A 19,868-nucleotide genomic window follows, 5' to 3' on the forward strand; every position below is an offset into this window, starting at 1 on the left:
CACCTGAGCTCCGGGAGAACCCCTCTATGGGTCTTGAGTTTCTTTGTTAGAGAGATAAGAGGTCATCACACTAGGGGCTGTGGAAACTGTGGACAACCGGCGTTCTAGCTGCTCAGCAGCCCTGTTTTCATCCACTGGGGGTGTGGGTGACGCCTGGGGAGAACTCGCGCGCCTGGGGATGACGAGTCTGTGCACACAGGCTGTCCCCAGATCTTGGTGCCTTCATCCACGGGTTATCCACGAGGTTTCCACAAGTTGTCCACGGGGTAAAAGGGACGCGGCTGGAGTCCCAGATCGCCTGTTCACAGGACGTCCACACGTTATCCACGAGTAGTCCCCAGGTTCTCCCCAGGGTGTCCCCAACCTTGTCCCCAGGCCCTGTGGGGGATTTTTTCGGGCATTGTGTGGCGAAGAGCCGGCGGGTTTCGGCGTTTCCGCAGATCCACAGTGTTTTCCACAGGCTGTGCATGAAGTTCAGGCTCCGCGGGATGTCCGCTTGATACGCAAAGTCAGCTCGTTGACCTGGTTGTACATCGACCGGCGCTCGGCGATGAGCGAGCGGATCTTCCGCTCGGCGTGCATGACCGTGGTGTGGTCGCGGCCGAACTGCTGGCCGATTTTGGGCAGCGACAGCTCGGTCAGCTCGCGGGCCAGATACATGGCGATCTGCCGGGCGTTGACGAGCGCCCGGCTGCGTGAGGTGCCGCACAGGTCGTCGATGCTGATGCCGAAGTAGTTGGCGGTCTCGGTCATGATCGCCGCGATGGTGATCTCGGTGTCGGACTCCGAGGTGATCAGATCCTTGAGCACGACCTCGGCGAGCTGCAGGTCCACACCCTGCCGGTTGAGGCTGGCGAACGCGGTGACCCTGATCAGGGCGCCTTCGAGCTCGCGGATGTTGGTGGAGATGCGGCTGGCGATGTACTCCAGCACCTCCGGCGGCGCGGCCAGGCCCTCCTGGATGGCCTTCTTCCTGAGGATCGCGATCCGGGTCTCCAGCTCCGGCGGCTGGACGTCGGTGATCAGGCCCCACTCGAACCGGTTGCGCAGCCGGTCCTCCAGCGTGGTCAGCTGCTTCGGCGCCCGGTCGCTGGAGATGACGATCTGCTTGTTGGCGTTGTGGAGGGTGTTGAAGGTGTGGAAGAACTCCTCCTGGGTCTGCTCCTTGCCCTCCAGGAACTGGATGTCGTCCACAAGCAGGATGTCGATCGCCCGGTAGCGTCCGCGAAAGCCGTCGGCCTTGTGGTCGCGGATGCTGTTGATGAAGTCGTTGGTGAACTCCTCGGAGCTCACGTACCTGACCCGCGCGCCGTCGTACAGGCTCTGTGCATAGTGCCCGATCGCGTGCAGCAGGTGCGTCTTCCCCAGCCCCGAGTCTCCGTAGATGAAGAGCGGGTTGTACGCCTTCGCGGGGGATTCGGCGACCGCCACGGCCGCCGCGTGGGCGAACCGGTTGCTGGCCCCGATGACGAATGTCTCGAATGTGTACTTCTGATTGAGCCTGGCCGGTTCGCTGGGCTTGTTGCTCTTCGCTTCCCACCGGTTCGGAGCCGGCTCCGGCTCCTTTTCCACAGGCGGTGTGTACGGCTGCGCCTGTTCAAAAGAGAAGCCCGGCTGTGGATATTCGGTGGATATCTGGGGCGGCTCAGGCTGTGGAGAATAGAACTGCGGAGGCTCCGAAGCCTGCTGGTGCTGCGATGGCGCGGGCTGTGCGTAGAGCGGCTGGCTCTCCACATTCTGGGGATAACTCTGAGTCACAGGCTGTTGATGAGGGTCGACCGACAGCTGCTCCGGCGCCGTGGTGTCGATCATCACGGCCACCCGCATGGTCCGGCCGAGCTCCTGTGACAGCGCGTGCGCCACGAGCGGGCGCAGCTTGTTGCCCTCGATGAGGTCCTTGATGAAGTCGTTGGGGACGCCGAGCACGATCGTGTCGTTCGCCAGCGCGATCGGGCGCACCATCCCAAGCCACGTACGCTGCTGGATCGGCACGTTCTCGTTGAGGAAGTTGCTCAGGGCCCTCGCCCATACCGTGCCGAGGTCGACACCGTTCATGGTGCGGCTCCCCCTCCTTCCTCTCGCGGCCCCCCGCGATCGTTTATCCACATGCGCGGCCGCCCGCGGTGATCGGCGGCCCGTTCGTCCACAACGTGGCGGCCGGGCTTCGTGCCCAGGCCCTCCACAGGAGATCCACAGGTTGTGCACAGCCCTTTAGCAGGTTCGAAAGGGCCGACAGTATCTATGTGCACAGCTGTGTTCAAGGCATTGTCCACAGCCTAGTGGCACCTGGGTGCACATACTGTGGACGCCGGGGCGGCGGTGGAAAAGTCGCCTGTGGAAAGGTGGATAACCCGTCCAGTTTGACCTGAGGGGTGCTTCCCCCGTAACGTACGACGGTCGGCTTGTCACGCGACGGCTATTTCGCGTGCCCTCGCTTCCCTGGCAGGCCATCCATGTGTGTACAGCGTCCTTGTGGCGCACCTTCAAGCCTGGAGCCCACCCGTGAGCAAGCGTACTTTCCAGCCGAACAACCGTCGCCGCGCGAAGACCCACGGCTTCCGGCTGCGGATGCGCACCCGGGCCGGTCGCGCCATCCTCGCCGCTCGCCGCCGCAAGGGCCGCGAGAAGCTGTCGGCCTGATCGTTCCGCGCGTATATGGCCCGTCGGTGCGTCCTGCCGGCGGGCGTTAGGCGTATACGGTGCTGTCCCGTCACTCCCGCATGCGGCGCGGGGAAGAGTTCGAGGCGGCGGTCAGGCGCGGTAGGCGCGCTGGTCGTCCGACTCTGGTGGTGCATTTCGCCACTTCGGGGGAAGAGTCCCCTCGAGTGGGTTTCGTGGTGAGCAAGGCCGTAGGCGGCGCCGTGACCCGGAACAAGGTCAAGCGACGGCTCCGACACCTGATGCGGGACCGTCTCGACCGGCTGCCGCGAGGTAGCCTGCTGGTGGTACGCGCCAATCCACCGGCCGCGTCCGCGCGATTCGAGCTTCTGGCCGCCGAGCTCGACTCCGCACTGGAACGTTTGCTCAGGCGGCGCGAGTCCTCGACGGGTGGACAAAAATGACGGAGCAGCCGCAAGGGGTGACGCCGAGCCTCGCCGCTCGGGCGCTGATCATCCCGATCCGGTTCTACCGGGCGTTCATCAGCCCGATGCTGGGTCCACGCTGCCGTTTCTACCCGTCCTGCAGCGCGTATGGACTCGAGGCGATCGCCACGCACGGAGCGTTGCGCGGCATTTGGCTGACTGTCCGGCGCATCGGGCGGTGCCACCCATTCCATCCCGGAGGTATAGACCCGGTGCCCCCACGCCCGGTCCGGTCCCACGAAACGCAAGGGAGATAGCTCGGTGGAGCTGTCCTGGCTCAACTGGCTGTACACAGCCGTCGCCCAAGTCATTACCTGGATCCACCAGGCATACAGCACGGTGCTCGACCCGAACAGCGGCTTGACCTGGGCGCTCACCATCATCACGCTGACCATCTGCATGCGGATCCTGATCTTCCCGCTCTTCCTCAAGCAGATGCGCTCGTCGCGAAAGATGCAGGAGCTGGCGCCGAAGGTCCAGGACCTCCGCAAGCGCTACAAGAACGACAAGCAGCGCATGAACCAGGAGGTCATGGCGCTGTACCAAGGTGCGGGCGCCAACCCCCTCGGCGGCTGTCTCCCTGTCGTGGCCCAATTCCCGATCTTCATCTCGATGTTCACCGTGCTGCGGGCGATCGCGGCGGACCAGCCGAAGTTCGGGATGACGCAGGAGCTGGTCGACAGCGCCAAGCATGCCCTCATCCTGGGCGCCCCGCTTCCTGCCACGTTCTTCGAGGCCGCCCAGGTCAGCGAGAAGATCATCATCGGTTGCTTCGTCGCGATCAGCTCGCTCACCACCTTCCTCACCGTCCGGCAGAGCGTCACCCGCTCGATGGCCCAGATGCCGGACAACCCCATGGCGCAGCAGCAGAAGATCCTGATGTACATCTCGCCGCTGTTCGCCTTCTTCAGCCTGAACTTCCCCCTGGGCCTGATCCTCTACTGGGTCACCACCAACCTCTGGACCCTGGGCCAGCAGCACTGGTTCTACAGCCGGCACCCGATGCCGCAGTTCGACGCCAAGGGCAACGCGGTCCCCATCGAGGTCAAGCCCGGCCTGTTCGCCAAACTTCGCAAGACCACGCCCGAAGAGCAGGCGCCTCCGCCCCCGCCGGAGCCTAAGATCGTCAGGCAGCAGCCAAGCCGCCAGTCCCGCAGCAAGCGCACCGGCAGCAAGAAGTCTTGAACATGAAGGAGAGGCCGGCCATGACTGAGGCCGAGCAGGAGAAGGCTCCTGATCTCAACGCGCTGGAGCAGGAAGGCGAGATCGCTGCCGACTACGTCGAGGGCCTTCTCGACATCGCCGACATCGACGGCGACATCGACATGGACGTCGAAGGCGACCGCGCAATGGTCTCCGTCGTGGGGCTCAAGGGCAACGAGCTCGTCGGTCCCGGGGGAGAGGTCCTGGAGGCGCTCCAGGAGCTGACCCGCCTCGCCGTGCACCGGCAGACCGGTGAGCGCTCGCGCCTGATGCTCGACGTCGGGGGCTACCGCGAGCGGCGCAGGGCCGAGCTGACCAAGCTGGGCACCGAGGTCGCCAACGAGGTCAAGGACGGCGGCGAGCCCAAGTCGCTGCACGCGATGACGCCCTTCGAGCGCAAGATCGTGCACGACGCGGTGGCGGCCGCCGGGCTCCGCAGCGAGTCCGAGGGCGAGGAGCCACACCGCTACGTGGTGGTCCTGCCCGCCTGAGGGGTGTTACGCCATCCGATCCGGCCGTCTGCCCGCACGTACGCGTGGTGGACGGCCGTTTCGCATTTATGCTCTTTTATCCCTGTACGTATGTCGTAGCGCGCATTTATGCGCGCATGCCCCTTGTTAACGCTCCCCATCCGGACCGGGTCACACGGACGGCGGCGTGCTGAAAGGTCGCCTTCAGACCGGCCCGCTAGTCTTCCACTGTGATCTCACCTTTAGCCTTGGGTAGAGACCACCCGGCTTCCCACCGAACAAGGGCCACCAGCCCCAGAAAGGGCCACCGACCAGTGAGCGATGAGCTTCCGGCGCCGCCGGACATAGCGCGGGACGTCTTCGCCGGGGAGGCTTGGGAACGCGCGAACGCGTTCGCCCAGCTGCTGGCGGGGCCCGGCGTGGTCCGCGGGCTGCTGGGTCCGCGTGAGGTGCCCAGGATCTGGGATCGCCATCTGCTCAACTGCGCGGTCGTGGCCGAGGCCGTGCCTCCGGACGTGCACCTGGTGGACATCGGCTCCGGCGCCGGGCTGCCCGGGCTCGTGCTGGCGATCGTCCGGCAGGACATCACGGTCACGCTTCTGGAGCCGCTGCTTCGCCGTACCGTCTTCTTGGAGGAGTGCGTCGAGGCGCTCAAGCTCGACAACGTCGAGGTGCTGCGCGGCCGGGCGGAGGAGCTGGTGGGCAAGCGCGAGTTCGACGTCGCCAGCGCTCGTGCCGTGGCGCCGCTCGATCGCCTGCTGAAATGGGCCATGCCGCTGCTCCACGAGGGTGGCGAGCTGATCGCCATGAAGGGGGAGCGCGCCGCCGAGGAGCTCGCCGAGGCAGAGTCCCAATTGCGGGCCATCGGGGCACGAACGGCCGAGCTTGTGACCGTCGGGCACGGTAAGGTCGAGCCGCCTGCAACACTGGTTCGGGTGGTAGCGGGTCGCACGCCGGAGCGAGCCAGGCGTCGACGAAGGAGGTGACGGTCGTGCCAGTCGCGTCAAGCGGTCTTGGTTGGCCGGACAGCCGTCCGTCCGAGAGTCCAAGCGGGGTTGGCTGGCCCGAAATGGGCGTGTCGCGACAGTCAACTCCTGGCACCGGCACACCACTGGTTGAAAGGATGGACATCGTGACCCAGACCCCCCTGAATCCCGGTGATTCGCCGTTGGTACGAGAGGCGCTCAGCTCAGTGGTTTCACGTGAAACATCCGCAACCCCGACGGCCGCTCAGACTCCCGACGGCGGGGACGGCACGTGGCCGCGTCCATCCAAGACCAGGGTGATCGCGGTGGCCAACCAGAAGGGCGGAGTGGGCAAGACCACCACATCGGTGAACATCGCCGCCGCCCTCTCCATGCATGGGCAGCGCGTCCTCGTGGTGGACCTCGACCCTCAGGGCAACGCCTCCACAGCCTTGGCCACCGAGCACCGCGGCGACGTGCCGGACGTCTATCAGGTCCTCGTCGACGACCTCCCGATGGCGGACATCGTCAAGCAGGTCCCCGACATGCCGAACCTCTATTGCGCCCCGGCCACCATCGACCTGGCCGGCGCGGAGATCGAATTGGTCTCGCTGGTGGCCCGTGAGGCCCGCCTGCGGCGCGCGCTGGCGGCCTACGACGCGATCGACCTCGATTACATCGTGATCGACTGCCCGCCCTCCCTGGGCCTGCTGACGGTGAACGCATTGGTGGCGGCCGAAGAGGTCATGATCCCGATCCAGTGCGAGTACTACGCCCTGGAGGGCCTCGGACAGCTCCTCAGGAACGTCGACCTGATCCGCGCACACCTCAACCCGACGCTGAAGCTCTCGACCATCGTCCTGACGATGTACGACGGGCGGACCCGGCTGGCCTCTCAGGTGGCGGACGAGGTCCGGTCGCATTTCGGCGACACGGTGCTCAACACGGTCATCCCCCGCAGCGTCCGCCTGTCGGAGGCGCCCAGCTATGGGCAGTCGGTGATGACGTACGACCCGGGCTCCAGCGGCGCGATGGCCTACATGGACGCCGCCCGCGAGATCGCCCACCGCGCCCCCGTCGCCTAACCCCACCCCAGCACCACAACTCCCGCGCCCCGCCCACCAGGTCGGCCGCCAAGCCCTCACCCACCCACGCCCAAACCCGGGCCCCTCCACACCCAGCCTCCCGCCACAGCACCCACAACCCGCCGTACGCAGCCACCCCGCCTACTGCGGCCTCGACCCCACCGGCCCCCGCCCTACCTCCTCCTGCTTCGACACGAGCAGCAGCGAGCCAGGGCCCACGAGCATGCCTCCCCACCGGATCACACAACCGCCGTAGAGGCACGAGCTCCTGCCCCAGGCGCACGGGGACGACAGCACGCGCAAACGACAAGCTGCCGCCATAGGGGCAAGCGCGGGCCAGCATCACGACGTCCCGTTGGCACAACGAGACAGGGGACACCGACCCCCGAGTGCGAGCGGCACAGCGAGATGGCGAGACCGCGAGACGGCGATGCGACGGGCGGTAAAGGCGGGCCTGCCGGGACAAAGGGTGACGAAGGCTGGGTGACTGCAGGAAGGATTGGCGAGATTCTGCAAAGCGGCCCGGAATCGAGCACCACGATCGAGGCATCCGGGCCGCCAGCTCCGCTGGACAGCCGGACGAGCTAGGCAACCTAGTCAGCCACGCCAGCCGCTCCGGCCGAGCCGGTAGGGCCGATAGAGGCGACAGGACGGCCAGGCCAGCCGGGCCCGACGGGGCCGACAGAGCTGACAGAGCCGACGGGGCCGACGGGGCCGACAGAGCCAACAGGGCAGCCAAGCAAGCCGGACCAGCGGGGTAAAGCAGCCAGGTAAGTGCGGCAGCAGAGCGATCAGGTAAGCCCCGCAGCAGGGTAGCCGGACGGGCAGGGCGAAGGGACCGACACGCCAGCAAGATCGTGAGAAGCCAGCCACCGCGGCTCGCGACCGGGGGCACAGTCGCCGCCGTTGCGGGTCGGACGCGCCGGCAGGATCGTGAGGCGTCGGTATCGTGGCATGCGAGTGAGGCACAGCGAGTGCGGTTGCGGGCTGGCCATGCGGAGTGACATTCGAACGTCTTACAACCGCATCCCCGCCTTGCCACATGGGCGTCTCGCGGCTCCGCCTCCCCAGCAGGCTCGTGCTGCCAACCACCAGCGCAGGGTCGCCTCGGGAACCACCGCGGGCGTGATCACGCGGTGGCGTCTCACTCGCCAGCACCGCCTCGGCGTTGAAGCGCGCCGTGCGGTGCCTAAAGGTGCCCCCGAGCAACGCGGCTGTCAAGCCGCGGCGTCTAAGCGCAGCGTCGGCTGGACGATGGCTCCCCAGGCGCCGCTGGCGTCGAGCGTGACGTCTAAGCGCACTGTCCGATGGGCGTAAGCACTCGCGATCCCGCCGTTCTGCGGCTGCCTCGGCATCCCGGGTTATGGCGATGGGGGGATGCTGAAGAACCCTTACGCCGAGCGGAACTGCCCCCTGGGCCTACGCCGCGCTGCGCCAAGGCGGTGAGGCGTGGGACGGCGAGGCAGCCAGGACAGGGGGAGTGGCGAGGCGGTGGGACAGGAAGGCGGGACGGCGAGGCGGCACGGCGGCGAAGCGGTGGGACAGCGGGATATCGGGGTGGCGAAGCGGCGCGGCAGCGAAGCTGTGGGACGGTGAGGCGGTGAAGCGGTGGGACAGCGGGACGGCAAAACGGTCGGGTGGCGCGGCAGCGAGGTAGTGGAACAGGGAACCGGGACGATGCGGCGGCGAAGCGGTGGGGTGGCGAGGCGAGAGGTGGCGAGGGGGCGCGGCAGCGAGGCGGCGGGACGGGGGAGTGATGAGGCGGGCCGGCGACATGATGCGATCGCACGGATGCGGAGCAGTGAGATGGAGGAGAAAGGTGGTGAGGGCGTTGGGATAGCCCTGCGGGGGAAGTGCGTTCAGGCGCGGTGTGGGGCCCTTGACCGCAGCGGCGGGTCGTGTGGTGGTGGCGGTTGCCTCGAGCGTGAGATGGGCTCAAGTCAGTCGTTCGGTTGGTTTGTGATCGTGTCGGTGTAAATAGAACGGGGTGGTGTGTGGCGAGGGGGCGCCCCGTTGCGCGCACGACGGTAACCTCTCCTGGAGTGACCGGAATCGGCCGGGTGGATGAGGAGACGCAGTGAGTCAGCAGCGGCGGGGATTGGGCAAGGGGCTCGGGGCGCTCATCCCGACCGGTCCCATCGTTGACGGAACGGGAACGGTGTCGACCCCGTCGAACGGTTCAACGGCGGAGACCGGCCCGAGGCCGATCGCTGGCGCGTACTTCAAGGAGGTCGCGCTGGACGCGATCGTCCCCAACCCGCGGCAGCCGCGTGAGATCTTTGACGGGGAACGCCTCGAGGAGTTGGCGGCGTCCATCCGCGAGGTCGGTCTGCTGCAGCCGATCGTGGTCCGATCGGTCGGTGGTGGCCAGTACGAGCTGATCATGGGGGAGCGGCGCTGGCGGGCGTGTCAGCAGGTCGGCTTGGACCCGGTCCCAGCGATCGTCCGCAACACTCAGGACGATGATCTCCTTCGGGACGCCCTCATCGAGAACCTTCAGCGTGAGCAACTGAACGCCCTTGAAGAGGCTGCGGCCTATCAGCAACTCCTCGATGACTTCCAGGCGACGCACGATCAGTTGGCGCAGAAGGTCGGCCGCTCCCGCTCCCACATCACCAACACGCTCCGACTCTTGAACCTCCCGCCCGAGGTTCAGCAGAAGGTGGCCGCAGGGGTTATCAGCGCCGGTCACGCTCGAGCCCTTCTCGGCCTCGGCAGCGCTGACGAGCAGATCGATCTGTCCAAGCGAATCGTGGCGGAGCTCCTCTCGGTCCGGGCGGTTGAGGAGATCGTCGCGATGGGGAGCGCCAAGGCCGCCACGAAGCCCGCGCGTGAGCGCCAGGCGCCCAAGCCCACCGCTCCCGGTCTTACTCACCTCGCCGATCGCCTCTCGGACCACTTCGAGACCAAGGTGAAGGTGGATCTGGGCCGCCGCAAGGGACGCATCGTCGTTGAGTTCGCCACGATCGACGACCTTGAGCGGATCATCGGCACGATGGCGCCGGAAGCTGTCCGCGCGATGCGGGAGTCCGAAGACTGACGCTGTTTCACGTGAAACCGCCATTGCTAGCCGATCGGCTCCTGCTCGCCGCCATCCTCGTGTGCGGGCGCTGCGGCGGTGACGCGCCGACGAACGGTTGAGGGTGCTCGGTTCGGGTTGCTGTTTCACGTGAGACCGCCGCGGACGGTTCGCCGGGGCCGCTGTTTCACGTGAAACCGTCGCTGCCTACCGATCGCCCCCCGGCCCCTAGCGGCCTCGCGATGGACGTCGCGACGGTGCCGGCGGACGAGCGATTGACGTGCCCGGTTCGGATTCGCTGTTTCACGTGAAACCGTCATTGCCGGCCGATCGCTCCCGGCCGCTGCCATCCTCGTGTGCGGGCGCTGCGGCGGTGACGCGCCGACGAACGGTTGAGGGTGCTCGGTTCGGGTTGCTGTTTCACGTGAGACCGCCGCGGACGGTTCGCCGGGGCCGCTGTTTCACGTGAAACCGTCGCTGCCTACCGATCGCCCCCCGACCCCTAGCGGCCTCGCGATGGACGTCGCGACGGTGCCGGCGGACGAGCGATTGACGTGCCCGGTTCGGATTCGCTGTTTCACGTGAAACCGTCATTGCTGACCGATCGCTCCCAGCCGCTGCCATCCTCGTGTGCGGGCGCTGCGGCGGTGACGCGCCGACGAACGGTTGAGGGCGCTCGGTTTGGATTGCTATCTCACGTGAGACTGCCGCGGACAGTTCGTCGGGCGGCTGTTTCACGTGAAACCAACGCCAAGTCTCGCTTCGGGTGGCCGATGTTTCACGTGAAACGAGGTGCTTGGGTTGGTCGAGGGGCCGGGTTGGTAGATCGCCTTACGGGCGGCGGTTCTTCGGGGTAAGCGGTTCTTGGGGGGCGTTTCACGTGAAACATGGAGCCGTGGCGCGCTGCTGCGAGGGCGATGTGGTTCACGTGAAACGGCGGGCGGCGTGGGCGCGAGGCTACGCGGCGGCGGCCTTGTGGAGGTCGTCGAGGAAGTCGTCCACGTTCTCCGGCGTCGTGTCGAAGGCGGTCATCCAGCGGACGATGCCAGCGCGCTCGTCCCAGTAGTGGAACAGATAGCGTCCTCTGAGGGTCTCCGCGACGGCGGGTGGGAGGACGGCGAAGACGGCGTTGGACTGGACCGGGTGCGCCAAGGAAACGCCGGGCACATCGGCCAGACCGTCCGCCAGGCGGGCCGCCATCTTGTTGGCGTGAGAAGCGTTCTCGCGCCATAGATCGTCCGTCAGAAGCGCCGAAAGCTGAGCTGAGATGAAGCGCATCTTCGAGGCGAGTTGCAGCGACTGGCGGCGGAGGAACGGGACACCGGGCGCGAGCGAGGAGTCGAGGACGACGACCGCCTCGGCCGCCAGAGCGCCGTTCTTGGTGCCGCCGAAGCTGAAGACGTCCACCCCGGCGTCTGTCGTGATGGCCTTCAGATCGCAGTCGAGGAAGGCGGCGGCGTTCGCGAGTCTGGCACCGTCCATGTGGAGCCGTAGACCCGACTCGTGTGCCGCCTCCGCCACGGCGGCGATCTCGGCGGGGGAGTAGCAGGTGCCGAGCTCTGTGACTTGGGAGATGGAGACCACCGTGGGTTGGGACTCGTGGGGGTTGCCGATCCCGCCCAGGCGGGACTTGATGTCCTCCGGGCGGAGCTTGCCATCCTCGGTGGGGATCGTCATCAGCTTGACGCCGAGCAGGCGTTCCGAGGCTCCTGCTTCATGCGTGGCGATGTGGGCGCTGTCGGCGCAGAGGATTGCGTCGTAGCGGCCGAGCATTAGGGCCAGCCCGACCATGTTGGCGCCCGCGCCGTTGAGCACCGCGAAGCCCTCGGCGCCCGCGCCGAACACTTCCTTGGCCCTTTCCTCGAACGCTGAGGTCCAGTTGTCGTCGCCGTAGGCGGGCGCGTCTCCGTGGTTGGCTGAGGCGATGGCTTCGAGGATGGTCGGGTGAACGCCGGCGTGGTTGTCGCTGGCGAAGCTCTTGGGGTACATGGAATCGATCAGCACACGGTAAGGCTACTTATCTGCCCTCAGCCCGGTGCCCGGGCATCCGTCGATCGATCCCCGTCCCACGAGGCTGTGGATCCGGTGGGGGTCACTCTTCCGCGCGTTCTGTGGATGGGCTGGTGATGAACGGGAGGCGTGCGACCTAGATGCGGCCGGGCGCTGGCACGCACGCGTGTGCTCTTCCTCTGCATGGTGGCTGGCGTCCGTGGTGGGCTCAACGTGGAAGGCGAGGATGGCAGCGGAGAAGCGCCAGCTCCCCCGCCGATGGGGGTCAGGACCGCGCCCGTGTAGAGGCGGCCAGGGGGCGGGGTTGCCCTGGCCAAGTGTGCGTGGCGCGCCGCTCCGGCAAGCGTTGTGCCGCTGCGGCCTCTGCTGGGAGGAAACTCGCTCTGAGTCGTGTGCTGTCCTAAGGACTCAGCCACTCCGCCGGAAGCGGCCCCGAACCGACCGGGCTCTCGGATGCCCACCTTTGGGTCGGCGACGGTGCCGGTCGTTCGTCTTCCGGGGTGGTGGTGTTGGTGGTCGCTCGCCTCTGGGTTGGCCGTGCTGTCGGACGTCTGTCTTTGCGTCGGCGGTGGTGTGACCGTTCGTGCCGGGGGCGGTGGTGTTGGCGGTCGCTCGCCTCTGGGTTGGCTGCGCTGTCGGATGCCCACCTTTGAGTCGGCGGTGGTGTTGACCGTTCGTGCCGGGGGTGGTGGTGTTGGCGGTCGCTCGCCTCTGGGTTGGCCGTGCTGTCGGACGTCTGTCTTTGCGTCCGCTGTGGTGTTGACCGTTCGCCTCGGTGGTGGTTGCCCTGCTGCCGGACGTCTACCTGTGTGTCGGCTGTGGTGCTGACCGTTCGCTCTGGGGCGGCGTGCGTCGGGTGGTTGGCCGTGCAGTGGGCGTTCGTCGCCGAGTCGGCGGTGGTGCCGGTCGTTCGCTTTTGGGGTGGTCGTGCTGGCGGTTGCTCGGCCTCGGGTTGGCTGGCCGTTGGGCGCTTGCTTCCGGGTCGGTCTTCGACGTCGGCTTTCGGGAGGGGTGTGCTGGCGGGCGCGCGGACTCGAGCTGATTTTTGAGCTGGCCGCGTTCGGGTGAATAGAGCGGGTTGCCTGTGAGGTGCAGTCACGGGTGGGAGGGCGCGCCTGGGAGTCAGGGGCAGGCGCGCGCTGACTGGGCGACCGTAGAGGAGGTGGCAGGGAGTGGTGGTCAGGTGTGGGCGCGGGTGGCGGCGTTTTGGAGGAGGGTGCGGCAGAGGTCGCCCAGGTCCTGGCCGGCGGCTTCGGCGGCCATCGGGAGGAGTGAGGTCTCCGTCATTCCCGGGGCCACGTTGACTTCCAAGAAGTGCGGGATGCCGTCGGCGTCGACGATCAGGTCCGTACGGGAGATGTCGCGGAGGCCGAGAGCCGTGTGGGCGGTCACCGCCGTTTCGGCGCACGCCGCGGCCGCCTGGGCGGAGAGACGGGCGGGGGCGAAGAACTCGGTGTGTCCGGCCGTGTAGCGCGCCGCGTAGTCGTAGACGCCCTCGTCCGGGACGATCTCCACGGCAGGCAGGGCCTCCGGGCCGTTGCCGAGGTCCACGACGGAGACCGCCACCTCTACGCCATCCACGTACTGTTCGATCAGCGCCGTGTCGCCATATGCGAAGCAGCCGACCATGGCGGCGGGGAGTTCTTCTGCCGTGCGGACGATCGAGGCGCCCAGCGCCGAGCCGCCCCGGGCGGGCTTGACGAAGAGGGGCAGGCCGAGGCGCTCGATGATGCGCCCCAGCACCACCGTGGCGCCGAGGTCGTGGAACGTCTCCTTCGGCAGCGTGACGGACTGCGGCGTCCGCAGGCCGACCGAGCGTACGACGGCCTTGGCCGTGGGCTTGTCGAAGGCCACTCGGCACGCGTCCGGGTCGGCGCCCACGTACGGGACGTTGAGAAGCTCGAGGACGGAACGGATCGCGCCGTCCTCGCCCGCGCCACCATGGAGGGTCACGAAGACCGCGTCTGGCGGGTCCGCGAGGATGGAGGGCACGAGGGACGCGTCGGTGTCGCGGGCCTCCACGTCGACGCCCGCCGCACGCAGCACCTCGCTGACTCGGCGACCGGAGCGCAGGGACACCTCTCGCTCATAGGAGAGACCTCCGGCCAGCACGAGCACGTGGCCCAGATCGCTCATCACATCTCCTCCGCTGATCGCACGCGCCGCTGTCCAACCGTACCGCCAAGCTGCAGTGAACTGGGCGGTGGCGGGGCTTGGGGAAGGACAGCGCTCAGGGGGCCCGCTTATAGGGCGGCAGGGGGCCCGCTTATGGGGCGGCAGGGCGATGGTGATGCCGGGAAGGGGCAGGCGGCGATGGTGTGAGTGCCTGGAAGGGGCGGGGCCGAGGGTGCGCCAGGGTGGTGGCGGGTGGACTTCGGGATGGCGCGCGTGGGGGAGGGCGGGAGACGGTGGTCAGGAAGGGAACGGTGCTCGGGCTGCGGCGGTGTCCGTGAGGGCGCGAGGCCACGGTGGTGGCTGTTCACGAGCGGGCGTGAGGCGCGCTGGTGGCGGTGCGCGAGCGGGCGTGAGGCGCGCTGTTGGCGGTGCGCAAGCGGGATGAGGCGCGTAGGTGGCGGTGCGCGAGCGGGCGTGAGGCCAGGCGGGTGGCGGTTCTCAGGCGGGTGTGAGATCGGGCAAGGGGTGGCTGGCCCGGGGGAGTAGGTGGAGCAGGGCTGGCCAGGTTGAAGAGGGGTGGGTGGAGCGGGGCCTGGCTGGTCCTGAAGAGGGTGATCAGTGCAGGGGGTGGCCGAGTCCGGAGGACCGGGCTTGGTGGGGCCGGCGGAGCGGTGAGGCGGCGCCGGCCCCCTTGGAGACGGTGGTCAGGCCAGGTCGGGGCCAGGGGTGTCGACGCCCTGGTGGTCGCGGGCCGAGCTGGTGCCGAACGTGTCCCTCAGCTGCATCTCCTGGTCGATCACGCCGGCCAGTCGCCGCACTCCCTCCCGGATCCGGTCCGGCTCGGGGAAGCAGTACGAGAGCCGCATGTGCCGCGCCCCGCTCCCGTCCGAGAAGAACCCGGTCCCCGGTACGAACGCCACCCGCTCGGCCACCGCCCGCGGCAGGATGGCCTTCGAGTCGAGCCCTTCGGGAAGGGTCGCCCACACGAAGAAGCCGCCCGCGGGTCGCGTCCAGGTGACCTCGGGCGGCATCAGGGATTCGAGCGCGTCCAGGAGCGCGTCGCGGCGCTCTCGGTAGAGCTCCTTGAACGTTTTGATCTGCTCCCGCCAGGGCTGCGTGGCGAGGTACTGGCCCACGGCGAGCTGGGTGAACGAGGAGTGCGACAGCACGGCCGACTCCATGGCCAGCACGAGTTTGTCGCGGATGGCGTGCGGGGCCAGCGCCCAGCCGACGCGGAAGCCGGGGGCGAGCGTCTTGGAGAACGACCCCAGGTAGACCACGCCGTCCGGGTTGTCGGCGCGCAGGGCGCGCATGGGCTCCCCGTCGAAGCCGAGCAGTCCGTACGGATTGTCCTCGATGATCAGCACCCCGGCCCGCTGGCAGATGTCGAGCACCTGCTGCCGCCGGGCGATGTTCAGGGTGACGCCGCCCGGGTTGTGGAAGGTCGGGATCGTGTAGAGGAACTTGATGGGAGCCCCGGCCGTCTCCAGCGCGTAGATGGTCTGGGCGAGGGATTCGGGCACGATGCCCTGATCGTCCATGGCGATATGAACGACCTTGGCCTGATAGGCGGCGAACGTACCCAGCGCCCCCACGTACGAGGGCCCCTCGGCGAGCACCACGTCGCCCGGGTCGATGAAGATCCGGGTGATCAGGTCGAGGGCCTGTTGCGAACCGACGGTGACGACCACGTCGTCCGCCCCGGCGTTGATCCCCTCCAGCCGCATGACCTCGCAGATCTGCTCGCGCAGGTGCGGGTCACCCTGGCCGGAACCGTACTGCAGCGCGACGGGGCCGCGCTTGGTGACGAGGTCGGAGACCAGCTCGCCGACCATGTCGAGGGGAAGAGCCGTGACGTACGGCATGCCGCCCGCGAGCGAGACCACCTCGGGCCTCGACGCGACGGCGAAAAGAGCTCGGATCTCGGAGGCGACCATCCCGGTAGCTCGCGCGGCGTACCGATCGACGTAAGCGTCGATGCGCGACCCTTGGGTCGCGGGTGCCTGACCGTGATCCAGCTCTCCTGTCACGGCCCACCTCCTAGGTGTCATATCGGACTGAAATACCAGATTACGCTAACCGGACATGTCGCCCGTGACGGGCTCGACCGTCGTGGTGTCCGCTGGCGGTATCTTCACTGGGCTACGATGCCACCTGTGGACGCGGTTTTCGCGCGCTTTTCCGGGTCAACGACAGGGGGCCGTAGTTGTCGCGTCGGCTGGTCAACATAACCCTGGACAATCTTGAAGATCTGCCCCATCGCTGCAGGCGGTGCGTGTTCTGGGAGCTTGACCCCATGAGCGGGGAGCGGGCGGTTCGGTCGGGGGATCCTGGGCTGGAGAAGGAGGCGTGGCTCTCCGGCACGCTGCTCGAGTGGGGCAGTTGCGGGAAAATCGCCTATGTCGACGGGGTGCCTGCCGGGTTCGTGCTCTACAGCCCGCCGCTCTACAGTCCCCGGTCCGTGGCCTTCCCCACCTCGCCGGTCAGCGCCGACGCCGTGCTGCTGATGACCGCGCACATCATTCCGGAGTTCTCGGGTGGCGGGCTGGGTCGGATGCTGATCCAGGGCGTGGCCAAAGACCTGACCAGGCGTGGCGTGAAAGCCATTGAAGCTTTTGGCGACCTCAAGTGGGAAGAGCCTAGTTGCGTAGTTCCGGCGGAATACTTCCTTTCTGTTGGTTTTAAGACGGTTCGTCCGCATTTGCGTTTTCCGCGGCTTCGGCTGGAGCTCAAGACCGCCGTCTCGTGGCGTGAGGACGTCGAGGTGGCTTTGGAGCGACTCCTGGGCTCCATGAGTCCAGAACGGGCGCTTCGTCCCGTCTGACGACCGCACAGGGCCGCACAAGCGGCCGCACAGGGCCGTGCCGTACTACAAGCGGGGCCGTACAAGCGGGGCTGTACAAGCGGGGCCGCCGTACAAGACCGGGAGAACGCGAAAGCCCCCCGCCAGGGGCGGGGGGCCGGGCGCGCGCCGCGGGAGGGCGGGCTAGATGATGCCGTCGAGCTCGCGCAGCAGCATGGCCTTCGGCTTGGCGCCGATGATCTGCTTCACGACCTCGCCGTTCTGGTAGACGTTCATCGTGGGGATCTGGAGCACACCGTACTGGCGCGGAACGTCAGGGTTCTCGTCGATGTTGAGCTTGACGATCTCCAGCTTGTCGCCGTGCTCCTTGGCGATCTCCTCCAGGATGGGGGCGACCTGACGGCATGGCCCGCACCACTCGGCCCAGAAATCGACCAGCACGGCCTTGTCGCTCTTGAGGACGTCGGCTTCGAAAGAGGCGTCGGTGACAGCCTTCACGGTGCGCTCCTTACTCACTTCTCGTTGTTCGCCAGCCAGCGCTCGGAGTCGAGCGAGGCCGAGCAGCCGGTGCCGGCAGCGGTGATGGCCTGACGGTAGGTGTGGTCGACAACGTCTCCCGCGGCGAACACACCGTCGATGTTGGTCGCCGTGGACGGCGAGGCCACCTTGATGTAGCCGTCCTCGTCGAGGTCGATCTGCCCCTTGACCAGATCGGTGCGCGGGTCGTGCCCGATCGCGATGAACAACGCGTCGGTGGCCAGCTCGCATTCCTCGCCGGTCTTGACGTTACGCAGCCGCACGGCCTCGACGCGGGAGTCGCCGAGCACGTCGACGACCTCGGAGTCCCAGACGAAACGGATCTTGTCGTTCGCGAGCGCCCGCTCCTGCATGATCTTGCTGGCGCGCAGCTCGCCGCGGCGGTGCACCACCGTCACCATGCGGCCGAACCTGGTGAGGAACGTGGCCTCCTCCATCGCCGTGTCGCCGCCGCCGACGACCACGATGTCCTTGTTGCGGAAGAAGAAGCCGTCACACGTCGCACACCAGGACACGCCATGCCCGGACAGGCGCTTCTCGTTCACCAGACCGAGCTCGCGGTAGCCGGAGCCCATCGTCAGGATGACCGACTTGGCGTAGTAGGTGTCGCTGTGGGTCTTGACGACCTTGGGGTTCGCCTCCAGGTCCACCTCGACCACGTCGTCGGTGACCAGCTCGGCGCCGAACCGCTCGGCCTGCTTGCGCAGGTTGTCCATGAGGTCGGGGCCCATGATGCCGTCGGGGAAGCCCGGGAAGTTCTCCACATCGGTGGTGTTCATGAGGGCGCCGCCGGCTGTCACGGAGCCCTCGAAGACCAGCGGCTTGAGCTCGGCGCGCGCGGAGTAGACGGCCGCGGTGTAGCCAGCTGGGCCGGATCCAATAATGATCACGTTACGAACGTCGCTCAACGCTCCCACGCCTTCCTCGTCTGCTGTTGCACCGGCGTCAACAGATCCTAGGCCGCCCTGATTCCCTGCCCTACACACAACGCTCGCACAAAGCGAAAGAGCCCGCCGAGGCGGGCTCTGACGTGTATGTCCTTTACCAGCGGCCCAGTGTGGGCTTACGCAGGTTCTTGCAGTTGAACGGGTCGACGATGTCGATGCGCAGCCTCTGGCTGGCCTTGTCCTTCCACGAGGCCACGACGAGGGCCTCCTGGCCGTTGTACTGGCCCTGGTCGACCGCGTACGCCGGCAGCCTGGAGCGGCTCGAGACGCGCTTCACGCACTTGTCGACCTTGCCGTCGTCGTCGGAGCCGCCCTGCACCATGCGCTGGAAGCCGAACATGCCTTCGAGCGGCTGGCGCAGGTCCTGGTCGCTGTAGTTGTGGCCGCTGTCGGTCAACCCGTAGGACCTGGCCATCGTGGGGACCTTGGCCGGGGTCGAGGGGACCACGGAGGTCTCGGTCACGCCGCCGGCCATCACGTCGCGGCCGCTGCTTCCGCCGCCGCCGCTCGCGAGCAGGCCGGTGGAGGCCACCGCCGTGCCCACCACGGCGACCGCCGCCGCGGCCGCGATCGCGGGCATCGCCCATCTGCGTCTGCGAGAGGGCTTGGCCGGGACGATCGTGCCGTCGTCGGAGACGACGCCCAGCCGCACCGGCTCGGGAGCCGCCTCAGCGGCCACCTCGACCGGTCGTTCCCACGGGGCGTCCCGCATGAGCTCGTCCCAGTCGGGCGCCTCAACGAGGCCGACACCTCCCCGCCGGAACTCCGCCTCGGCGGCCAAAGCCTTGTCGATGCGCAGTGCGACACCCATCGGCATGGCCGGTGTGGGGGTCGCCGCGAGCACCTCGCGAACCGCCGCCAGGTCTGCCAGTAGCTCCCCGCATGGGTCACAGACCGCGAGATGCTCGCGGACCCGGCGCGCCGTGTCGACGTCTAGGAGACCCTCGGCCAGCTCGGCCAGGATGTCCAGATCGTAGTGCGTATCACCCGTCACGAAGTTCTGCTCCCTTCGCGGATGAGACGCGATTGAGGTCCGATCGGTTCCGCAGATGGGAAAGAATTGGGGCAAGTTTCGCGCGCCCTCGAGCGCACCGGCTCTTGACCGTGCCGCTCGGCACTTGGAGCACCTGAGCTGCGTCTTCGACCGAATAACCCATCATGTCGACGAGGACGAGAGCCGCCCGCTGGTCGCTGGGCAGGAGTTTCAATGCGGCCGAAACCTCCATGGAGACTTCGCGTTCGACGGTCTGGTCGGGTAGGGGAGTCTCGCGCTCAGCGGCCTCGATCAGCTCGTCGTCGGCGACGGGCCTGACCGATTTACGGCGCATCCTGTCGAGGCAGGCGTTGACCACGATCCGGTGGAGCCAGGTCGTGACGGCTGCCTCGCCGCGAAACGTGGCGGCCTTGCGATATGCGGAGACGAAGGCATCCTGCACGGCGTCGGCGGCCTCGTCGGGGTCACCGAGCGTACGCAGGGCGACCGCCCACATGCGGTCGCGGTGCCGTTTGACGATTTCGCTGAAGGCGTGAGGGTCCCCGTTGATGTGCGCGGTCAGCAGCTCGGCGTCTGTGATCGCCGGCCGCTCCGCTGCTGAGGGTGTCTCGGGTGGGGAGTTCACAAGAGAGATTCC

Annotated in this window: 17 protein-coding genes; 9 read left to right on the forward strand and 8 right to left on the reverse strand. The window is 67.4% G+C overall.

The window, feature by feature from the left end:
* Positions 1-474: 474 nt before the first annotated feature.
* Positions 475-2,055: a chromosomal replication initiator protein DnaA gene (gene dnaA / locus AB0J87_RS48475; protein ID WP_350724228.1), complete on the reverse strand. Its 1,581-nt coding sequence runs from the start codon at positions 2,053-2,055 to the stop codon at positions 475-477.
* A gap of 447 nt (positions 2,056-2,502) precedes the next feature.
* On the opposite strand from dnaA, the gene rpmH reads away from it, so the two are divergent.
* The 8 genes from rpmH to AB0J87_RS48515 all read left to right on the forward strand — a co-directional run bounded on the left by rpmH (position 2,503) and on the right by AB0J87_RS48515 (position 9,846).
* A complete protein-coding gene (gene rpmH, locus AB0J87_RS48480) occupies positions 2,503-2,640 on the forward strand; it encodes a 50S ribosomal protein L34 (RefSeq protein WP_043614899.1) in 138 nt (45 codons plus the stop codon).
* 59 nt (positions 2,641-2,699) lie between these two features.
* On the forward strand, positions 2,700-3,062 hold the full coding sequence (gene rnpA / locus AB0J87_RS48485) for a ribonuclease P protein component (protein ID WP_363978788.1): 363 nt from the start codon (positions 2,700-2,702) through the stop codon (positions 3,060-3,062).
* Positions 3,059-3,340, forward strand: a complete 282-nt coding sequence (gene yidD, locus AB0J87_RS48490) for a membrane protein insertion efficiency factor YidD (RefSeq protein WP_319718238.1) — start codon at positions 3,059-3,061, stop codon at positions 3,338-3,340. Before rnpA ends, yidD begins: the two co-directional genes overlap by 4 nt.
* Before the next feature lie 4 nt (positions 3,341-3,344).
* Positions 3,345-4,268, forward strand: a complete 924-nt coding sequence (gene yidC / locus AB0J87_RS48495) for a membrane protein insertase YidC (protein ID WP_363978790.1) — start codon at positions 3,345-3,347, stop codon at positions 4,266-4,268.
* A gap of 20 nt (positions 4,269-4,288) precedes the next feature.
* Entirely contained in the window at positions 4,289-4,777 is a 489-nt protein-coding gene (locus AB0J87_RS48500) for a R3H domain-containing nucleic acid-binding protein (RefSeq protein ID WP_350724222.1), read from the forward strand.
* Positions 4,778-5,070: 293 nt separating this feature from the next.
* Positions 5,071-5,742: a 16S rRNA (guanine(527)-N(7))-methyltransferase RsmG gene (rsmG, locus tag AB0J87_RS48505; protein WP_363978794.1), complete on the forward strand. Its 672-nt coding sequence runs from the start codon at positions 5,071-5,073 to the stop codon at positions 5,740-5,742.
* A gap of 137 nt (positions 5,743-5,879) precedes the next feature.
* Entirely contained in the window at positions 5,880-6,806 is a 927-nt protein-coding gene (locus AB0J87_RS48510; protein ID WP_363978797.1) for a ParA family protein, read from the forward strand.
* A 2,077-nt stretch (positions 6,807-8,883) separates the two neighbouring features.
* Positions 8,884-9,846 carry a ParB/RepB/Spo0J family partition protein gene (locus tag AB0J87_RS48515; protein ID WP_363978800.1) on the forward strand — a complete coding sequence of 321 codons (963 nt, stop codon included), beginning with the start codon at positions 8,884-8,886 and terminating at the stop codon, positions 9,844-9,846.
* A 936-nt stretch (positions 9,847-10,782) separates the two neighbouring features.
* Here AB0J87_RS48515 and AB0J87_RS48520 read toward each other — a convergent pair.
* From AB0J87_RS48520 to AB0J87_RS48530, 3 genes are all read right to left on the reverse strand, one after another.
* Positions 10,783-11,829: a beta-eliminating lyase-related protein gene (locus tag AB0J87_RS48520; protein ID WP_363978802.1), complete on the reverse strand. Its 1,047-nt coding sequence runs from the start codon at positions 11,827-11,829 to the stop codon at positions 10,783-10,785.
* 1,185 nt (positions 11,830-13,014) lie between these two features.
* Positions 13,015-13,971 (reverse strand): D-alanine--D-alanine ligase, encoded by a 957-nt coding sequence (locus AB0J87_RS48525; protein WP_350724212.1) that lies wholly within the window; start codon positions 13,969-13,971, stop codon positions 13,015-13,017.
* Positions 13,972-14,654: 683 nt separating this feature from the next.
* A complete protein-coding gene (locus AB0J87_RS48530) occupies positions 14,655-15,887 on the reverse strand; it encodes a PLP-dependent aminotransferase family protein (RefSeq protein WP_363979282.1) in 1,233 nt (410 codons plus the stop codon).
* Positions 15,888-16,156: 269 nt separating this feature from the next.
* Between AB0J87_RS48530 and AB0J87_RS48535 the strand changes: the two genes are divergently transcribed.
* Positions 16,157-16,774 (forward strand): GNAT family N-acetyltransferase, encoded by a 618-nt coding sequence (locus tag AB0J87_RS48535; protein WP_350724210.1) that lies wholly within the window; start codon positions 16,157-16,159, stop codon positions 16,772-16,774.
* 162 nt (positions 16,775-16,936) lie between these two features.
* On the opposite strand, the gene trxA is transcribed toward AB0J87_RS48535, so the two are convergent.
* The 4 genes from trxA to sigM form a co-directional block, all read right to left on the reverse strand.
* Positions 16,937-17,251 carry a thioredoxin gene (gene trxA / locus AB0J87_RS48540; RefSeq protein ID WP_350724208.1) on the reverse strand — a complete coding sequence of 105 codons (315 nt, stop codon included), beginning with the start codon at positions 17,249-17,251 and terminating at the stop codon, positions 16,937-16,939.
* 14 nt (positions 17,252-17,265) lie between these two features.
* Positions 17,266-18,198, reverse strand: coding sequence for a thioredoxin-disulfide reductase (trxB, locus tag AB0J87_RS48545; protein ID WP_363978807.1), 933 nt, complete (start codon positions 18,196-18,198; stop codon positions 17,266-17,268).
* Positions 18,199-18,331: 133 nt separating this feature from the next.
* On the reverse strand, positions 18,332-19,231 hold the full coding sequence (locus AB0J87_RS48550) for a zf-HC2 domain-containing protein (RefSeq protein ID WP_363978809.1): 900 nt from the start codon (positions 19,229-19,231) through the stop codon (positions 18,332-18,334).
* Positions 19,221-19,856 (reverse strand): RNA polymerase sigma factor SigM, encoded by a 636-nt coding sequence (gene sigM / locus AB0J87_RS48555; RefSeq protein WP_350724202.1) that lies wholly within the window; start codon positions 19,854-19,856, stop codon positions 19,221-19,223. The genes AB0J87_RS48550 and sigM overlap by 11 nt, the downstream gene beginning before the upstream one ends.
* Between the last annotated feature and the right edge of the window lie 12 nt (positions 19,857-19,868).

This window comes from Nonomuraea sp. NPDC049625 (genome assembly GCF_040675285.1).
Taxonomy (GTDB): domain Bacteria; phylum Actinomycetota; class Actinomycetes; order Streptosporangiales; family Streptosporangiaceae; genus Nonomuraea; species Nonomuraea angiospora_A.